Origin of the sequence: Cyclobacterium qasimii M12-11B, from assembly GCF_000427295.1 — a bacterium.
Taxonomy (GTDB): domain Bacteria; phylum Bacteroidota; class Bacteroidia; order Cytophagales; family Cyclobacteriaceae; genus Cyclobacterium; species Cyclobacterium qasimii.
The window spans coordinates 36,351-55,691 of record NZ_ATNM01000134.1 but is presented as its reverse complement, the minus strand read 5'-3'; the positions used below and the strand labels follow the sequence as shown (position 1 = coordinate 55,691).

General features: G+C 39.1%; 16 protein-coding genes. 7 read left to right on the top strand and 9 right to left on the bottom strand.

Going from position 1 to position 19,341, the window contains the following annotated elements; translation table 11 throughout:
• Positions 1-32: 32 nt before the first annotated feature.
• The 3 genes from ADICYQ_RS26155 to ADICYQ_RS29815 are packed head-to-tail and all read left to right on the top strand — an operon-like array spanning position 33 to position 6,356.
• Complete coding sequence (locus tag ADICYQ_RS26155) at positions 33-2,975, top strand: T9SS type B sorting domain-containing protein (protein ID WP_020890690.1); 2,943 nt, start codon at positions 33-35, stop codon at positions 2,973-2,975.
• Positions 2,976-3,015: 40 nt separating this feature from the next.
• Positions 3,016-3,990: a PorP/SprF family type IX secretion system membrane protein gene (locus tag ADICYQ_RS15980; protein ID WP_020890689.1), complete on the top strand. Its 975-nt coding sequence runs from the start codon at positions 3,016-3,018 to the stop codon at positions 3,988-3,990.
• A gap of 2 nt (positions 3,991-3,992) precedes the next feature.
• Complete coding sequence (locus ADICYQ_RS29815) at positions 3,993-6,356, top strand: OmpA family protein (protein ID WP_051160250.1); 2,364 nt, start codon at positions 3,993-3,995, stop codon at positions 6,354-6,356.
• A gap of 117 nt (positions 6,357-6,473) precedes the next feature.
• Here the strand turns inward: ADICYQ_RS29815 and moeB are convergent, their stop codons facing one another.
• The 3 genes from moeB to ADICYQ_RS15960 are packed head-to-tail and all read right to left on the bottom strand — an operon-like array spanning position 6,474 to position 9,734.
• Entirely contained in the window at positions 6,474-7,895 is a 1,422-nt protein-coding gene (gene moeB / locus ADICYQ_RS15970; RefSeq protein WP_020890687.1) for a molybdopterin-synthase adenylyltransferase MoeB, read from the bottom strand.
• A gap of 5 nt (positions 7,896-7,900) precedes the next feature.
• Complete coding sequence (locus ADICYQ_RS15965) at positions 7,901-8,338, bottom strand: M67 family metallopeptidase (RefSeq protein ID WP_161625608.1); 438 nt, start codon at positions 8,336-8,338, stop codon at positions 7,901-7,903.
• A 10-nt stretch (positions 8,339-8,348) separates the two neighbouring features.
• Positions 8,349-9,734, bottom strand: a complete 1,386-nt coding sequence (locus tag ADICYQ_RS15960) for a polysaccharide biosynthesis protein (protein WP_020890685.1) — start codon at positions 9,732-9,734, stop codon at positions 8,349-8,351.
• Positions 9,735-9,947: 213 nt separating this feature from the next.
• Between ADICYQ_RS15960 and rfbC the strand changes: the two genes are divergently transcribed.
• From rfbC to ADICYQ_RS28820, 3 genes are read left to right on the top strand one after another with little or no spacing between them, the layout of a single operon-like run.
• The gene (rfbC, locus tag ADICYQ_RS15955) at positions 9,948-10,478 is read left to right on the top strand and encodes a dTDP-4-dehydrorhamnose 3,5-epimerase (RefSeq protein ID WP_020890684.1); all 531 of its coding nucleotides are present in this window, start codon (positions 9,948-9,950) and stop codon (positions 10,476-10,478) included.
• Between the two features lie 9 nt (positions 10,479-10,487).
• On the top strand, positions 10,488-11,003 hold the full coding sequence (locus tag ADICYQ_RS28825; protein ID WP_020890683.1) for a Gfo/Idh/MocA family oxidoreductase: 516 nt from the start codon (positions 10,488-10,490) through the stop codon (positions 11,001-11,003).
• A 20-nt stretch (positions 11,004-11,023) separates the two neighbouring features.
• Positions 11,024-11,782 (top strand): hypothetical protein, encoded by a 759-nt coding sequence (locus ADICYQ_RS28820; protein ID WP_369073257.1) that lies wholly within the window; start codon positions 11,024-11,026, stop codon positions 11,780-11,782.
• A 72-nt stretch (positions 11,783-11,854) separates the two neighbouring features.
• On the opposite strand, the gene ADICYQ_RS15945 is transcribed toward ADICYQ_RS28820, so the two are convergent.
• The 4 genes from ADICYQ_RS15945 to ADICYQ_RS15930 form a co-directional block, all read right to left on the bottom strand.
• Positions 11,855-12,913, bottom strand: coding sequence for an NAD-dependent epimerase/dehydratase family protein (locus ADICYQ_RS15945; protein WP_020890681.1), 1,059 nt, complete (start codon positions 12,911-12,913; stop codon positions 11,855-11,857).
• A gap of 24 nt (positions 12,914-12,937) precedes the next feature.
• The gene (gene rfbF / locus ADICYQ_RS15940) at positions 12,938-13,720 is read right to left on the bottom strand and encodes a glucose-1-phosphate cytidylyltransferase (RefSeq protein ID WP_020890680.1); all 783 of its coding nucleotides are present in this window, start codon (positions 13,718-13,720) and stop codon (positions 12,938-12,940) included.
• Between the two features lie 56 nt (positions 13,721-13,776).
• Positions 13,777-14,847 (bottom strand): glycosyltransferase family protein, encoded by a 1,071-nt coding sequence (locus tag ADICYQ_RS15935; protein WP_020890679.1) that lies wholly within the window; start codon positions 14,845-14,847, stop codon positions 13,777-13,779.
• A gap of 157 nt (positions 14,848-15,004) precedes the next feature.
• Entirely contained in the window at positions 15,005-16,273 is a 1,269-nt protein-coding gene (locus ADICYQ_RS15930; RefSeq protein WP_020890678.1) for a M23 family metallopeptidase, read from the bottom strand.
• A 237-nt stretch (positions 16,274-16,510) separates the two neighbouring features.
• Between ADICYQ_RS15930 and aspS the strand changes: the two genes are divergently transcribed.
• On the top strand, positions 16,511-18,271 hold the full coding sequence (gene aspS / locus ADICYQ_RS15925; RefSeq protein WP_020890677.1) for an aspartate--tRNA ligase: 1,761 nt from the start codon (positions 16,511-16,513) through the stop codon (positions 18,269-18,271).
• A gap of 17 nt (positions 18,272-18,288) precedes the next feature.
• Here the strand turns inward: aspS and ADICYQ_RS15920 are convergent, their stop codons facing one another.
• Both ADICYQ_RS15920 and ADICYQ_RS29810 read right to left on the bottom strand, forming a co-directional pair.
• Positions 18,289-18,807, bottom strand: a complete 519-nt coding sequence (locus ADICYQ_RS15920) for a lysoplasmalogenase (protein WP_316929316.1) — start codon at positions 18,805-18,807, stop codon at positions 18,289-18,291.
• Positions 18,746-18,979 (bottom strand): hypothetical protein, encoded by a 234-nt coding sequence (locus ADICYQ_RS29810; protein WP_316929315.1) that lies wholly within the window; start codon positions 18,977-18,979, stop codon positions 18,746-18,748. Before ADICYQ_RS29810 ends, ADICYQ_RS15920 begins: the two co-directional genes overlap by 62 nt.
• Positions 18,980-19,341 lie beyond the last annotated feature (362 nt).

The following is a 19,341-nucleotide window of genomic DNA, read 5'->3' as shown; positions in this document are numbered from 1 at the left end:
GTGTTGTTACTAGTTTTTAAGTTTAATTTTATATGAAAAGATTAATTTTATTGGTACAGCTTGGGCTTGATTTTTTTTTAAGGAAGCCCATAAAGTTTATTCCATTTGTTTTACTATTCTGTTTTGCCATTTTTGGACCCGTTTCAGCTCAAACTGTAACTGTCACGGGTACCGAGAATAATATCCTCATAGAGGAAGTGCGGTATGTCATTGAGGGCAATGAATTAATTCAGACCTCTCCTGATGGAAATGAAAATCCTAGTCCAGCAGATGTTCCTGTAGTGATTAGTTCTATTAAGATTAGTTCGGATAAGGTGATTTATGCGACGACAAGAGACCCAAGTGTAGAGAACCCAAACCCAGTTATTGGTTCTTTGGACGTTAGGGCTGAGGCCATTCAAATTGTACACTCTGACAATACGATCACAAACCACAGGGACCCTGAGTTTTTGAGTAGTTTGGAAACGGTGGTTTCAACACCCGACATTAGATCCTACTGGGATATCAACGGGCAACCGTCTATTCCCCAAGGTGAAGCATTTGTAGACTTGGAATACAAGGATCAGGTGGTAACCTCAGGCTATTTACTTTTCACGGAAAGAAATGGAAATTCAGCGACAGATTTTATCGCCTTGGACAAGGCCGGCAACCCGATAGAAAGTGCAAAAATAATTCAGGTAAGGGGTTATCAGTGGAATACTGGGATTAACCACGTGTCCAATGTGCCAACACAAACCCAATACATGGTTCTTTTTTCTCCAGCTATATTTGAATCGGCTGAACCTATTTTTGGAATTAGAATAATAGCCGTAAATGAACCTGATGGAAAGCTGGTTTTCTTTGTAAACGCTATTTCTGCAACGCCAGATTTGGCAGAAAGAGTAAACAGTGAATTAGGAGCTGAAGGAGTACTCAATGTTTTTGACAATGATGAGCTGAATGGTTTTCCTTTGAATCCCATTGATGTGACTTTGGAAACCATCACCTCTTTCCCTATTGGGAATGTGAAATTAAATCTTGATGGTACAGTAGATGTAGCACCTAATACTCCACCTGGTGAATATAAACTAGTATATGAAATTTCTACAGGTGGTGGAGACTCAGATCAGGCAGAAGTTACCATAGAAGTCATAGAATACATTCCTTTAGCCTTTGATGATAGCATCGATCTCGACGATAGTTTTGGCAAAGACAGCGTATTGAATGTATTGGACAATGACCTGTTAAACGGATTGCCTGCACTAGTTGAGAACGTAAACCTGACCACTGTTAGCAATAATTCAGGTGGAAAAATTGTATTGACTGACGATGGTTCGATTGACATTCAGGAAGGAACTCCTGCAGGTGATTATGAATTGGTTTATCAAATTTGTGACAAAGAAGATCCTGGAAAATGTGATCAGGCCAAAGTAACAATCACTGTAGAATCTACAGTTTTGGTTGCGGTAAATGATGATTTTGGGCCAATCAACTTGAATAGGGCTGGTGAACTAGGGAATGTACTGGACAATGACTTACTAAATAATGAACCTGTAACAACAGATCGGGTGAATGCTGTTTTGACAGACAATGATGGGCTTACAGGAGTTACCCTTTCTGAAGACGGTGTGCTTGAGTTGCCTACCGGTTTGCCAGAAGGTGATTACGTGTTGATGTACGATCTTGTTGAGGCCATCAACCCTACCAATAAAGATCAGGGAGAAATAAGGTTCTCACTACAGGATGTTAAACTAGAAGCAAAGGCTGATGAAGTGGTTACCAATCAAAATGTAGCCATTGACATTTCTATTTTGGACAATGATTTTACCAATGTAGGCGCAATACTTGAAGAGACCTTATTGATTACAGAAAATCCTGAAAATGGATCAATTGCTGTTGGTGTTGGAGGTTTAGTTACTTATACTCCTGATATTAATTTTTCAGGAGGTGATACATTTACCTATGAAATCTGTGAAAATACAGATAGGCTGTTTTGCGATCAGGCGAAGGTGAGTATTCTCGTAAGACCAATTATTTTGGAATTGAGTAAAACTTCCAATGTGTCAGAAATCCAGATTGGAGGAATAGTGACTTATACCATTTCATTGACCAATAACTCGGAATTTGACTTGACAGATATATTAGTCTCAGATCCGCTTCCTTCAGGTTTATTAAACATGGGAACTACACCAGCCCAAAGTACAGACGGTAGTTGGGTGATTGCTGCACTTGCTGCGGGACAATCAACAAGCCTTCAACTAGAAGCAATGGGCGTTGAACGTGGTGAAAAAATCAACACTGCTAATATCAATATAGGTGAATTTACAGACCTGGTGATCGCTTCTCCTGTGGAGGTAATCGCCAAATCTGTCGATATAAGTGTTTCGAAGACCTCTTTTGGCAAGGCCATATATGAAGGGAACGAATTTGAATATGAAATTCGAATTACAAACAATGGAGCAAATTCAGCCGAGAATGTTCAGGTGAGTGATCAATTACCAACCAATGTGGTGTTTATTGGCTTTACGGGTACAGACCCAGGAGCAACGCTTTCGGGCAATACTTTAAGCTGGACTATTCCAACCATAGCGGCAAGTCAGGAAATCGTTTACCTGATCAAAGTGCAGGCTAGCGGTTTAGGCACAGTGACCAATACGGTGAATGTGGCAGTACCAGATGATCAAGACAACAACTCAGCCAATCAGGATGATAGTGATACCAATCAAATCATCAGGTTTTTTGTTCCAAATGTTATTACCCCGGGAAATCTGGATGGTAAGAACGATACTTTTGAAATAAAAGGCATTGAAGCTTTTGCGAAAAGTTCTTTGACTATTCTCAATCGGAATGGTGACCATGTTTTTGAATCTGAGGATTACAATAACGATTGGTCAGCACCAGGACTGAATGCGGGAGCTTACTTTTATGTCTTAGTGATCACGGACAATAGTGGTGATGAGCAGACCTATAAAGGTTGGGTTCAAGTCATAAAATAGTGATTTTGTGTATAGTAGCAGCATTAAAATAATAAGTTCGATGAAGAATATTTTTAGAGTTTTTGGATTTTTGGTGATATTATTTCCTGTTGGGACCAATTGGTCTGTGGCCCAGCAGTTGCCCCAGTTTAGCCAATACATGTTTAATGGCTTACATGTCAACCCTGCCTATGCAGGATACAAAGGGGAGCATTATGTTCAGTCTACTTACAGGAGCCAGTGGGGAGGCTTGCCTAGCGCACCTACCACTTTTACGGTAACGGCTGACCTAAGTGCAAATGAAGGTTTGATGGGTTTTGGTGCATCGATTATGACTGATGAAGTAGGTCCTACTAAAACCAATACTGCTTTGGTGACCTATGCCTATAGAATTCAAACTGGAAATTCATCCTTTTTAGGAATTGGAGTGAGTGGAGGGGTTTCAGAGTATGCTATAGACGGTACCATGTTTGACCCCAATGATTTTGGAGATGGTGAATTACCAGAAGGAAGGATCAATGTTTATACGCCTAACTTAAACACGGGAATCTTTTTTCATACTCCCAAATTTTATGCGGGATTCAGTGCATACAATTTAATAGGTAAAAATAGCCTTGAAGATAAAGCAGTTGCTTTGGCTTATCATGATGTTCACTATTACCTGACGGCAGGGGCCTTGTTTCCTATTTCTGACGAAGTACAGTTTAAACCTTCTTTTCTCATGAGAAACGGAGGGAGTGGCCCAACTAACCTGGACCTTAACGGTATGTTCTTATTTATGGATAGGATTTGGGCAGGTGCTTCTTACCGGACGAACCTAAAGGTTGGTGCAACTGAATTGCCAACAGGCCTTTCTTCTAAAAATGCTGTTGCCTTAATACTCGAATTGTTTGCTACAGAAAAACTCAGATTGGGATATGCCTATGATGTGCAAACCAATGCCCTTAGTGGACTGAGAAACAATAGTCATGAGATGTCTTTAGGTTACTATATCTCTCCAAGAAAAGTGAATATGAAAAACCCAAGATGGTTCTAAATATGAAAAAGATTTTTATTTATTTCTTGCCTGTAATTTTATTCAGTGCCATGGTCTGTCAAGTGCAGGCTCAGAATGGACTGTTAAGGTATGCCCAGCAAAAAGCTGTGGAATCAAATTATTATGAAGCTGCCAATGGTTATGCGGAAGCATACAATAAGAAAGCGACCTATAGGGCTGCGAAAGGTGCGGCCGAGGGTTTTACCTTGTTGAGGGATTATCAGAAAAGTTATGATTGGTGGAAAAAAGCTGTGGAATTCTCAGATGCCACCAATGAGGATCAGTTATCGTATATAGCTGCTGCTAACCAAGCTGATAAAAGAGATGAAGTATTTGAAGCATTGGAATCAAAAAATGGAAAACTTTCCTCTCCAACAACAAATCTCAATTTAGACTCTTTAAAACACTGGTATGGTACCAAAGCAAATGCTGGAGTAATCGGGGTTGGTGGTGTAAATACTACAAGCGCTGATTTCGGATTTACCAAAGATAGTGATGGCAATATTTATTTCTCATCAGATAGAGGAGGAGAATCCGACCGAAAGAAACGAGGACTTAGGTTTGTTAAGAGCTATAAATATTACGATAAGAATTCAGATTGGACCGGTAGAGACTTTTTGAGTATTTACCGAATGGATGAATCAGGAGAAATTGTCTCGCTTGCTATTCCGGTACCAAATGTATTTCATGCTACGGATCCTTATGCTTTACAAGAAAGCCCTGTCCTTTTCTATACAGTAACCAAAGACATTAGGCAGTCGGGAAGCTATGAGGTCAATTCAGAAATTTATTATAGCCAGATTAACGCGGAAGGTCAATTGTCAGATTTCAAAGGCTTGTCGATCAATTCTCCCCTTGAATACGGGATAAAGAATCCATTTGTAGATGAAACGAACAAGCGGCTGTATTTTTCATCAGACATGCCTGGTGGACTAGGTGGGTTTGACTTGTACTATATGGATTATAATGGAGATTTTGAATTTAATACCCCTGTCAATCTAGGTAGTAAAATCAACTCCGAAGGAAATGAAAGTGCCCCTTACCTGAAAGATGGCAAGCTGTATTTTGCATCGGATGGTCATATTGGTCTTGGTGGGCTTGATTTATTTGAGTCCAGTGTTACTGGAGTTAGGTTTTCAGACATAAGAAATCTGGGAATTCCTTATAATTCATCTCAGGATGATTTTGGCTTATTCATTACGTCAGAAAATAAAACAATTCTCTCCTCTAACCGACCTGAAAGTAAAGGATGGGACGATATTTTTGAAGTTGAAACCCTTTACAAAGACTTTCAGGCTTTAATCCTGGGTTGTAATGGAGAACAATTGTCAGGTCCTTTGGAGGTTACGCTGATGGAAGGAGCTGAAAAGGTAAATATAGCTGTTAAGAACGATGGAAAAGGAAAATTACAAGCATCAGTAGCTCCTGAAGAAGACTTTGAGATCGCTATAAAGAAAGAAGGGTATTTTTCTATTCAAGACAAAACACTAAGCACCAAAGGGCTGAAAGAAGCTTCCTTGGAAAAAACCTATCAGATGGTTCGTATTCCTTATAATACAACAGCCTACGTAGATTTAGTATTTTACAACCTTGACGAATCAGCCATAAGAAAAGATGCTGAAGCTTCTTTAGACAAAGTTGCTGAGCTATTGAAATCTTATTCGTTTTTGAATGTAGCTGTTCGTTCCCACACAGATTCACGTGCTAGTGAAGCTTATAATGAAGCACTCAGTGAAAGAAGAGCCGATGCAGTAAGGGATTATTTAGGACAATTCGGTATTGCCCGATCTAGAATTGAAGCAGAGTGGTTTGGAGAAAAAGAACCAGCCAATGATTGCGGAGAAGGTGTTCCATGTCCAGAAAACAAGCACCAGATCAACAGAAGAACGGAGCTATTGTTGCTAGCCTTTCCAGAGGAAGGGAAAGCATATAATTTACCTCCTGAAATGAAAGACCTGGACCTTTGTGACATTAGCAATGTACAATTGCCTGTAGAGTTGCCTACAATCTATTTTGGTTTTGATAAAGCAACGCTGAATGTAAACGACATGATGGCCTTAGAAAGGGTGGCATTATTACTTAGAGAAATGCTTCAGCACCGTTTGGAAATTAGTGGACATACCGACAATAGAGGTAGTGATGCTTACAATCAAAAGTTATCTGAAAAGCGTGCTTTGGTGGTAAAGAAATACCTTGAAGAAAAAGGCATTGCCCCTGAAAGAATGGAGTATGAGTTTTTTGGAAAAAAGAACCCTATCAATGATTGCGGTGAAACACCATGTACTCCAGCCATGCACCAGATCAACCGTAGAACAGAGCTTAGTTTGCCAAAACTAAATAAAAATTGGTCTAAAAAAGAAGAATAGCCACTCCGGTTTTCGGATAGCTCCTATTTAATAATAACAAAGCCGCTTAGTATCACTAAGGGGCTTTGTTATTTAATACTCGTAGATACAAAACCTACTATAATCCCTTATCCTACTTTAATATGCCTTTATATCAGGCTCATATTGTTTTAAATAATCGATTATTCCACCTTTTAGGTTGTATAGGTTTTCAAATCCAAACTGAGTTTCAAGTGCACGGATTGCCTTGGCACTTCTGCCACCCATTTTGCAATGGAACACCACCTTTCGGTCTCGCTTGATTTTGCTGGAATTAGCTAAAACTGTTTCCAAAGGAATCAACTCTCCCCCAATTTCGACAAAGTCGTATTCATACTGTTCTCTGACATCGATCAACTGAAATAACTCATCACTTTCCATAAGCGCATTCAACTCCTCTGCATTTATTTCTTTGATCGACCCTTCCTCATTGCCAATGTTACAGAACTCCTCATAATCAATTAAGGTGGTGATGGTAGGATTTGTTCCATTCAATGGATTGGTGTCCTTCTTTCTCACCTTAAATGTACTGGAGTGGAAGGACAAGGCATCAAAAGTGTATAGTTTCCCACTGAGCACTTCACCTACTCCCGTGATGACCTTGATTACTTCAAGGGCTTGTAAACTTCCAATGATACCAGGCAATACCCCTAAAACTCCGCCTTCAGCACAATTAGGAACCAGGCCTGCTGGTGGAGGCGTTTCGTATAAGTCCCTGTAATTGGGGCCTCTCACACCGTCGATTAGGTGATTAAAAACAGAGACCTGTCCTTCAAATTGGAATATTGAGGCATATACATTTACCTTATTTGACAAAACACAGGCATCATTTACCAGGTATCTTGTAGGGAAGTTGTCCGTTCCGTCTGCTATTATATCATACTGTGAAATTAGCTCCAGTGCATTTTCACTGGTTAATTTTTCATTGTATGCATTGATAGTAATATAAGGATTGATACCGGCTAATCTTTTTTTCGCAGCGACTACTTTTGGAAGACCAATTTCATCAACACCGAATAGCACCTGCCTATGCAAGTTACTGTCTTCTACGATGTCAAAATCGACTATACCTATTGTCCCTACACCTGCAGCAGCAAGGTATAAAAGCAATGGACTTCCCAGGCCTCCAGAACCTATGACTAAAACGCGGGCACTTTTCAGCTTCTTTTGTGCCTCTATTCCAAAATCCGGAATAATGATGTGCCGATTATACCTGGCCAGCTCAGCCTTGGAAAAGGTTATGTCGTCTATGCCTCCGGCAATGGCAGGAACAATACTGATCAAGTTATTTGAGGAGATCTGGGTATTCTCCATCTCTAAATTTCTTATGTCGTCTTCATCAACAAAAATATTAATGAAAGAAGGGATTTTGCCTTCAGGTGTGTATAAATATTTTTTTAACTCAGGATATTTCTTGGACATAGCATCCAATAAGTCACTTATTGTTTGAGCGTCAACCTCAATCTTGGAAACATTTTCTGTGAATTTCCGAAGAGGAGTTGGGATGAAAACAGTTGCCATAAAATTTAAATTATTTTTAGTTCTATTTTTTCTTCTTTGAACGAGAAGTCTTCAGTTAGCAGCCAAGATTTGATGTCTGAGAAAACCTGTTCTCTAAGAGAAATGATCATATAGGATAAGCCAGGAAATGCCGCCAGGCGATCTGTTTCGGAGGGATTGGCTGGCCAATTTAAATGGGTGTGATAAATGCCAAGGATCTCCATTTTATTTTCTAATGCAGCCTTTTCTGCCATAAGGTAAGCTTTGGGACTGATTTCATACCTTTGCGCTTTGTTGTTTTTACTTACGTTTTTTGCCGCTATAAAGGTTGCAATGGTTTTATCATTCTTATTTGATTTACCGAGTAAGAATCCGCAAGTCTCTTCAGGGTTTTTTTCGACTTTATTTAAGATCTCTCTTAAAGTTTTTTCTTCCAAATGTAACATCAATTCTATCTTATTCAAATAGTATGCCTTATTGTATATGAAAGCTGTTTTCATACGGCGTTCCAGCCAAAGAAGAAATCATAGCAGGCACCATCTCTCCAAAATCAGCAGCAGTTAAACCTTCCATTGCCAGTGTTTTAGGGTCCAAGCCCCATTTTAAAATTTCCACAGTTTGAGTGGCGGGAACATTTTTAAGTGAGTCTTCGAAAATGGTTTTTAATCCATTTACCAGCACTTCTTTTGTTGCTTCCTCCTCTGTAGTTTGCTTGATTTCCGTGATAAGGTTTTTAAGCAAGGGTATAGTAAATGGGACGATCGAAGAAATTATTATATCTTCCTCTGTATTAAGTGTTCTCCATCTGTTTTCATAAACGTTGATCAATAAGTTTAGTTCTAAAGGGTTTTTCCAGTCCAACTGTCCCCTATAGAATTTTTCCCCATAGCCTTTGGGATTGCCTGAAAATACGATTGGAATTTTTCTCTTGAACGTTTTAATATAATAAAGCGCTAATTCTAAACTTTCCACTGGCCACTCCAGGTTTTTTACAAGAAAAAACTTTGATTTCCCTTTCTCCGCATAGATCAAAGCGTTTTCCATTAAGCAAGCAGCTTCTTCCACATTCTGGGCGGTTACAAATTTACCGGGTGAGTGAATTGCTATTCTATCAGCTGTTTGTGCCGCTTCTCTCAATTGCTGATCCATAAGACTATTGTCCACGATATGTGTAAAGCGAACCATGCTGTACAATTTTGTTCCTTCTCTGGAAAAGGAATCGAGCAACATTTCACATACCTTTTTAGTGGCAGCATATATTTCACTGGTGTAATACCTACTTGCCTTTCCAGTAGATGAAAAGACACACTGCCTTACGGAAGGATATTTTTCGCAGGCATTGAGAACATTTAATGTCCCCAGGATGTTTGTTTTAACAGTCTCTACAATGTTTTTTTCTGCGTAGCCAGGATCACGCTGAGCAGCAGTATGGAAGATAAATTCCGGTAAATATTCCTTAAATATTTCCCTTAATTTTTGCTCGTCGAGAATGTCTGCCTGAATGACTGTTATTTTGCTGGATTTAGGGAGCTCATAAGGACTTTCTTCTTTGGGTAATTTATCAACAATGATAATTTTATCCGGTGAATGATTCAGTAGATGCTCGACCAATTTTGAACCAACGCTGCCAAGACCACCTGTGACCAAACAAACCTTTCCCCGTAGTAATGCTGAGAGGGAAGTAGAAGGAAGTGATAACCTTCTTTTTCGGGAAGGATCTAAAGGATTTTCTTGCAATCTTCCTTGAGCTTCATACAATTGTATGAGTTCTTCCGTTAAATGAACAAGTTGCGTTGTTATAGAGTCACTCTTTTCTTTAAATGAAAGAGCCCATATCTGATTAAATAGATTAGCTTCCATGTTTTAAGAGTACTAACGTAATATTATAAGAGGTAGATTAAGGAAATTTATTAATTGTAACTAAAATTAATGTTGCGTGTAAGGTAGAGCCAATATGGGGCCAAAAAAATTTTTGATGATTAATTTTGAATACCTAAATTGGAAAAAGATTGAATTCGTTAATAAATTCAAATTTTTCTTTTATTAATTCTTATACCGTTAATTATTAAGCGAATGATTTTTACAGAGACTGAATTGAAAGGTGCTTATATTATTGATATTAATAAAATAGCGGATGAAAGAGGCTATTTTGCAAGGACATTTTGTAAACATGAATTTGAAAAGGTAGGGCTTGAACCAAATATTGCCCAGGCCAATATGTCTTTTAATCCCAAAAAAGGTACGCTTAGAGGAATGCACTATCAGGTGGCTCCATATGAAGAAACCAAGCTGGTTAAATGTGTATCAGGAGCTATTTTTGACATTATCGTTGACTTAAGGAAAGATTCTCCTACTTATTTAAGATGGACAGGTGTGGAGCTATCTGAAGAGAACAATAGGATGCTCTTTGTGCCGAGGGACTTTGCTCATGGCTTTATTACATTGGAAGACAATACGGCCATTCAATACATGGTTTCCCAATTTTATGCACCAGGTGCTGAGAAAGGAATAAAGTGGGATGATCCCAAGTTTAATATTAAATGGCCTATTGATATAGCCGTAATTTCAGAAAAAGACAATTCCCATCCTTATTTCAATTCTTAATTTATTAGTATGATTATAATAGACACAGCGCTCAAAAAGAGGCAAGCAGAAGGTAAGCCCGTAAGGGTAGGAATGATCGGAGCTGGGTTTATGGCTCAGGGGATAGCTATCCAAATGGAATTGTATACCCAAGGAATGGAGTTGGTAGCTATTGCCAACAGAACGCTTTCAAAAGCTATAGATGTTTACCAAAAAGCTGGTCATGATCATCCTACAGAGGTTGCCAATCTACAGGAATTGAACCGTGTTATTAAAGACGGTGGTAGGGCTGTCACTACAGACCCCTTCCTGATTTGTCAAGCCGAAGGGATTGATGCGGTGATAGAGGTGACTGGTGCAGTTGATTTGGGAGCTAGAATTGCCCTTGAAAGTATTGAGAATGGGAAGCATATCATCATGATGAATGCTGAGACAGATGGGACAATAGGCCCTATATTAAAGGTGCGCGCCGACAAAAAAGGAGTGGTCTTTACAAATGCCGATGGTGATCAGCCAGGTGTAACGCTTAACCTTTCCGTTTTGTAAAACAAATTGGCTTGAAACCTGTGCTTTGTGGAAATATAAAGGGACTGCATGATCCCTATAGAAATCCTACAACCCAAGAGGGTTTTGCAAAAAAATGGAAGCAAAATCCGGCCATGGTTACTTCATTTGCGGATGGTAGCAAGATTTCATTTGAGCAGGCGATTATTGCCAATGCTACAGGAATGCATGTGGCCAAAAGAGGAATGCACGGGCCTACCGTAGAGATGGGTAAACACATAAAAGATTGCCTGGAGGAATACCCGTTAGAGGACCTTTTAAAAGGGGATGGTATAGTAGATTATATAGTAGGGGCTAGTCCTGGACCAGGCGTTTTTGTGCTTGGTACAGTGGACAATCCGATTCAAAAGCATTACCTCAATTTGTACAAGGTAGGTGAAGGTCCTTTATATTGTTTTTATAACCCTTATCATTTGTGCCATTTTGAGGTGCCGATCACGGTAGCCAGAGCGGTGCTGTTTCACGATGCCGCCATAGCTCCTGAAAAACCAATGGTAGATGTTGTCACTACTGCCAAAAGAGACCTGAAAAAAGGAGAAACACTGGACGGAATAGGGCATTACATGACCTATGGATTGTGCGAAAACATGTCTACTTCTTTGGAACAGCAACTGTTGCCCTTGGGATTGGCCGTGGATTGTGTGCTCACCAGGGATATACTTAAGGACCAGGTATTGACCTATGAGGATGTCATTGTGCCGGAGGGTAGATTGAGTGACAAGTTAAGGAAGGAACAAAACAAACATTTCTTTAACCTGTAGAAAAAGAGTTGCAGATGTTACAGTATAAAAATGGCTAAGAGTGTAAACGCTCTTAGCCATTTTTCAATATTTCTACTGGAGGGTCTTATTGGTCCAGTTTAAGGATTCATTTAAAAGTCCTTGTTCCTGAAAATCATTCAATACTTTTAAGCGTATCAGATTAGAATTTCTAAATTCCTGGTTGCTGAAACCAATGTTTTTTAATCCTGATTCCAGGTCTTTTATGGCTTTTTCCAAATCATATTGCGGTTGATGATCAGGAGCCATTTTTTCAAACTTTTCAAAATTAACCTTATAAGAACGTTTGTCAGAAGGAGCATCCTTGTTGATCGTTACGCTAATATTTGGGATTAATTGTTGTACTGCTAATGCCATGGTCTTTACCTGATGGTTCCATATATTCGTGCCAATATTCACAGCAGTAAATGATCCTCCATTGGATAATTTGCGGGTTGAAGCCCATTCCATTGCCCTAGCCATGTCCTTGACATGAACCATTGCCCGCCAAGGGGTACCGTCACTCAAGATAGAAATTTCTCCAGACGTGATTGCGCCCGCCACAAAGTCATTCAGCACCAGATCTAATCTTAACCTGGAACTAAAGCCGCAGGCAGTTGAGAAACGAAGACAGGTAACGATGAAATCATCACTTGCCAGTCCCTGAAGGTCATTTTCTGAAAGCACCTTGGATTTGGCGTATGCGGTAAGTGGGTTCAGCGAAGCGTCTTCGGTTTTAGGGAAGTCATCAGCAGCCCCATACATGCTACAACTTGAGGCAAAGACAAAATTCCTGACGCCTGCCTTCCTTGCCATTTTAGCCAGATTGATGCAAGACCGGTAATTAATGTCCAATGTAATCTCTTCAAACTTTTTACCCATAGGGTCATTGGATATAGCTGCGAGATTTATAACGGTATCTACGCCTTCTAATAATTTTTCCGGAAAATTTCGAACATCTCCAAAAACTTGTTGATCAACATTCACTTCAGGAAAAGCCCCTTTACTTGTGATGCATTGGGCAAAGAAGCCAATATCAAAGCCTATAATTGTGCTGTCGGGATAAACAGTTTTTAAATGATTGACTAGAATGGGGCCGATATAGCCCATATTGCCTGTGATGAGAATTTTCATGTTTGAAATTTTATAAGGTCTATTTTACCAAACTTTCCAAGGGGCATTTTGATTGTTCCATAATTCTTCGAGGTAATTCTTGTCCCGAAGGGAATCCATGGCTTGCCAAAATCCATGGTGCACAAAGGCCGCCAATTCTTTACTAGCAGCCAGCTTCTCAAGTGGTTCTCTTTCCCAGATGGTTTGGTCATTTTCTATCAAATCAAGCACCTCAGGCTCCAGGACAAAAAATCCCCCATTGATCATGGCGCCTTCATTGCCATCTCCTTGTGGTTTTTCTCTGAAATTCTCAATTCGGGAATCTTTGGAGGACAAGATGAATGCGCCGAATCTTCCTGGCTGTTTTACCGCTGTCAAAGTGGCCTTTGCGCCTTCTTTCTGATGGTAGGAGATAGCGTCTCGGATATTTACGTCAGATACGCCGTCCCCATAAGTCATGCAAAAGGTCTCGTTTCCGATGTATTCCTTCACTCGTTTTAATCTTCCACCAGTCATGGTGTCCAAGCCTGTATCCACAAGGGTTATTTTCCAGGGCTCTGACTTCGCATGGTGCACCTTAATTTGATTGGTGCTCAAGTCAATAGTGAAATCGGAGTTAAGGAGGTGATAGTTGGAAAAATATTCTTTTATAATTTCCCCCTTGTACCCACAACATATAACGAATTCATTTATTCCGTAATAGGAATAGATTTTCATGATATGCCAAAGAATGGGCTTTTGTCCAATTTCTACCATCGGCTTAGGGCGAACGGCGCTTTCCTCGCTAATACGAGTCCCAAAACCTCCTGCTAAAATTACTGCCTTCATATGTTAAAATAAAAATTTAAAATTGACTAAGATAGCATTAGACAATGCCTTTACTATTACTCTTTTTTGTCCTTGTAAACGGACAGCAGTACCTTTTCTAATTGGGCTGCAAAAATGTCTGAATTAAATGTTTCCTTAAAAGTTAATTCAGAATTATCACTCATTTTATTCCAAATATCCTTGTTCTCTTTCAGTATTTTTAACTTTTCTTTCCAGCCTTCAACGTCATACATATCCACACAATAGCCAATTCCAGCCTTTTCCACATCTAAATTTAAACAAGGATTTCTTGTCATTATTAATGGTTTGCCAAAGGATACTACATCCTGAAGACTGGTCATTCCCTGGCATCCCTCTTTGTACATTGGATATTTCAAAGGAATCAATATTGCAATTGAACGTTGATAATAGGGGATTAGGTCGAAGGATAACGTTACTTCCCAGTTTAATTCTACATTTGGAGGAATATCAAGCGTTTTTGGAACCGATTTTGGAGTGCAGAATATTTTCAATTTATAGTCCAAGCCACGGAATGCCTCTATAAGGGTCTCGAAATCTCGGTCTGTATGACCAGCACTCATGAAAAAATCACACTCTTCAAATGATTTTCGTTTCACACAATAGCGCTCGTAATAGGTCATGTCAGGTCCCCATTGCGCCAAGCTGAATTTATTTCTGTAATCCTTTTCGGGTATTTTAAGGAGTTTAATCGTTTTATCGAGTAGTGGCTCACTTAAAAATATTGATGCCGTATAATTAAGAATGTAAAACCTGGAATAGGACCGGAAAAATTTATTTTCATTTTTTCCTTTCCAGAATGGTTGGTGAATAGTGACAACGATAGGTTTTCTAAATAACCCCAAGGCCTTTAAAAAGAGTAATAACTTTGTGTTTGATTTTGAATAAGGCGAATATAAAATGTCAAAATTGCGCAGATTAAATAAAATCCTGATTTGCTGGTCCAAATGACCAATTCCGAAAATCTTTCCTATTTTATTTAGAAACGGATATTTCTCATGAGGGAATACCTTCATGTCCACTTTTCCACGTTGATCAAGCTCTACCTTGCCCCAAACATGGTGGCTACCACTTAGGCCTTTTTCCCAAAGAGAATAAGCCCGCTCCATTGAATAATTGTTTATTAAAAATACCCGTGGTTTCATTTATTAAATACCAAAAAGATTTTTTTAAAAATTAAATGTTAAACAATAAAATATTTGCTTCAATTCCAACGGTACTTTGAAAGAAGTGGCTTGTTTTTTCTCCGAAACTATATTTTTTAAATTAGTTACTTGTAAGAAGTGGTAAAACTTCAGTGTATTGAATTTCAGATAGTTTGCTGATCTTCTCCTTTTTCACCTGTTCAAAAGCGAGTTTATTTGCTTCTTCAATAGGCTCAGCAGGAGGGATTTCTTCTCTCAACCAATCTACTTGTTTGCCATGTTTCCAAAACCTGAAACAAAGATGAGGGCCAGTTGCCAAGCCGGTGCTGCCTACATATCCTATTACCTGACCTTGCTTTACTCTTGTGCCTTTTTTGATGCCATTCCCAATTTTGGACATGTGAAGGTATTGAGTAGTATAGGTGCCATTGTGCCTGATTTTAACAAAATTCCCATTTCCTCCTCTGTAAGTTGCTTCCAGAACTGTGCCATCACCTACGGAACGAATTTCTGTACCTCTAGGGGCAGCATAGTCAGTACCTAAATGCGCTTTGTATCTTTTTTGTACTGGGTGAAATCTACTTAGGCTGTACCGTGAACTGATCCTTGAGAATTTCAAAGGATCCCTAAGGAAAGCTTTTTTGAGACTGTTGCCTTTTTCATCGAAATAAGAAATTATTCCATTTTGTTCAAAAGGTATGGCATGGTAAACCTGGCCCATATGCTCAAAATAAGCTGCTTCTATGTCTTCAATGCCGACAATTTGGTCTTCTACTACTTGCTCTTTGAAAATGACTTTAAATTTATCGTCTTTCTGTAGTCTCTGAAAATCTACTACCCATCCGTACAAGTCAGCAAATTGATCAATGAGGTCTGGCGTAAGGCCCAGCTCAGTCATGTTTACATATAGGGAAGAAGAGATAGTACCACCTATTTCCCTATTATTGATTTCCATCGGCTTGTTCTCTTTGTAAATAGCCGGTTGACCAAGGTTGAAGACTACAAATTCAGTTCTGTTTGGTTCGTAAATAAAAAATTGGGCCTGCGAAGAATCTTTTGGTGTCAGGACAGTATATTTTTTATTGAAAGCTATTTTTTTGACATCGAAGATGGATTTGGACTTTTTTGCAATTTCATCGATGATTTGGTAGGGTACATTAAAAGGAGCCAGAAGGGTGGACAAAGTTTGGTTGCGTTCAACAACTCCTTCTATAATGTCTAAATCGTCCACATTGATACCATATAGTAAGTTTTCTTCTACTGGAATAATTTCTGTGGCTATTATTTCCGATGCTTCCTTTTTCTGGACTAGAGAGTCATTTCCGCCGAAAATCCAGAAAGTGATGCAGATAATGAATAGTAATCCTCCGATAGTCCAATATTTTCTCATAAAATCTAGGGTAAGTAATGTTTTGTTGGCTAATTTAAGTTGGTAGTCTTGATAAATTGCAATGTATTTTTAGCAGACCATGCGAATATACGTTTTTTTCCTGCAACAACTACATTGTATTTCTTCGTATAAACGTCATTAACCTTAAATGTATTGCTTTATCTTGAGCTTAAAAATAGCAATCTCTGGTCTGAATCATTATCTTTGGCGATTATTTGCAAATAAAAATCTAATTCAATGCTTAGAACACATACTTGTGGAGAACTCCGTCTGGAGGATTTGGATAAAAAAGTGAAACTTTCCGGATGGGTGCAGAGGGTAAGGAATAAGGGAGGATTAGTATGGGTAGACTTAAGGGACCGATATGGAATTACCCAACTGATTTTTGAAGAAGGAGAAGTCGCTCCCGAACTATTAAAAACAGCAACATCCTTAGGACGTGAGTTTGTCGTTCAGGCAGAAGGTGTCGTGATTGAACGAACTTCTAAAAACGACAAAATTCCTACTGGAGCGATTGAAATTCGCGTCAGTGGATTGAATATATTGAACAAAGCCAAGGTGCCTCCTTTTATCATCGAAGACGAAACGGATGGAGGAGAGGAACTCAGAATGAAGTACCGGTACCTGGACTTGAGAAGAAATGTAGTCCGAGAGAAACTCCAGCTCAGGCATCGAATGATGCAGGAAACCAGGAAATACATGGATCAAAAAGACTTCATGGAAGTGGAAACGCCTGTGTTGATCAAATCTACACCTGAAGGCGCTAGAGATTTTGTAGTCCCTAGCCGTGTTCATGCAGGTGAGTTTTATGCTTTGCCTCAATCTCCACAGACCTTTAAGCAACTTTTGATGGTCAGTGGTTTCGATAGGTATTTTCAAATTGTGAAGTGCTTTAGGGATGAGGACCTGAGAGCAGACAGGCAGCCTGAGTTTACCCAAATAGATTGTGAAATGTCCTTTGTAGACCAAGAGGATATTTTGGAAGTATTTGAAGGACTTACCCGCCACCTTTTTAAAGAAGTAAAAGGGATGGATTTGGGGAATATCGAACGCATGACCTATGATGAAGCCATGCGTTTGTATGGCAATGACAAACCGGATATCCGTTTCGGAATGCCTTTTGTCGAGCTCAATGATTTAGTTCAAGGGAAAGGTTTCAGTATTTTTGATGATGCTGAATTGGTACTTGGTATCAATGCCAAAGGAGCCGCTGAATACACTAGGAAACAGTTGGATGCCCTTACCAATTGGGTGAGGAGACCTCAGATAGGAGCCAAAGGATTGGTTTATGTCAAATGCAATGCGGATGGTTCATTCAAATCTACTGTTGATAAATTCTACAGTCAGGAAGACTTAAAAGCATGGGCTGATAAAGCTGGTGCTACTGCAGGTGACTTAATCCTATTGCTTTCCGGGGATGAAAAAGGAACCAGAAAGCAAATGTCTGAATTAAGGCTGAAAATGGGTGATGAATTGGGGCTGAGAGACAAATCAGTCTACAGACCTTTATGGGTATTGGATTTTCCATTGCTCGAGTGGGATGAAGAAACTTCAAGGTACCACGCCATGCACCATCCTTTCACTTCTCCTAAAAAGGAAGACATGGAGTTGTTAGACCAGGATCCTGGAAAGGTTCGTGCCAATGCCTATGATTTGGTAATCAACGGTGTAGAAATTGGTGGTGGTTCTATAAGAATACATGACAAAGAGACCCAACAGTTGATGTTCAAGCACCTTGGATTTAGCGAGGAAGATGCGCAATCTCAATTTGGATTTCTAATGGAGGCATTTGAATACGGAGCGCCTCCACATGGCGGTATTGCTTTTGGTTTTGACAGGTTATGTGCCATTTTTGGAGGAACAGATTCTATTAGAGATTATATAGCATTCCCAAAAAACAATGCAGGAAGAGACGTTATGATCAATTCTCCAAGCGGTATTTCTGCAGAGCAATTGGTTGAATTGTCTTTAAATATTAAGGAAAAAGACAAAGAATAGTTGTTTGGCTTGGTGATTTACTTAATCTGAACCAGGTGACTTCTTATCCCCATCACGATAAGCAGTTGCCCTAGGATATAAGTACTCATAATTAATAGGTCGCCGTCCACAATTGGATGAAAGAAGCGATCCAATGCCAACAAGCTGTCTGAAATAAAGAAAAGAAAAGCACCGATGAAAAGCTGCCAAAAGCTCGATTTATTGGTTCTTCCAAATCTTTCTCTGGCCATTGTCACCATCATGACAATGGCCATTATATATATAATAACTGGAATTTTTAGCTCGTTTAATTGAGAGTGAATTAGAAAATAGATTAGCGCTGCCACAATGTAAAGTGGAAGATTATAAACAAACATTTTTATAAAATTCACTTTAAAAAGATTTAAAGTGTGATTTTGTGTCAGTTTGAAAGCCACTATATAGCAGATGTGGGTCATAAAGAAGGCACCTAGCCCGAATAGAAATAAGCTTCCATCAAGAAGTAAGACGTCCCCCAGGAAAGAAGAAAATAGTCCTACCGAAACGGTTATTCTCAACAAACTGCCTTTGATCAATTTTGTGCTCTGCAAAAAAATACAACAATAAAGCGATCATTATCAACGGCTTGGTGAAGTACCTGTAACTGATCTCTGCGTTAACGATCATCGCTACATCTGCCAGGGCGGCAAACAGGAAGACGTACAGCCATAAGATTTCTTTTTTGCGCATTTCTTGAAATTTAGTATTTTTTATTTCGGCTTAAATCCGAACCAATCAAGGAGTTACATAGTTATTGTTTAAATAAAATGTAAATCATAAGGAATGGAAATTAATCCATAGGCTTTCTACGATGTAGGCGGAAGCCGCAATAAAGTAAATGGATTTGAAATATTTCTATTAAGAGTGAAACAGCTAGTCTATTTCGGGTTGAAAGTTCAAGTTAATGAGTTTATATGAAAAAAATATAATAAAGTTATTCCAGTTTTAAAGCGGAGTAGATTTGAATGTTTAGGTCATTATGACTTGTTTCAATAGGCTTTCCGAAGCAAATAAAAGGGAAATGGCTTTTATGAAATATTCATTAAGTCGTT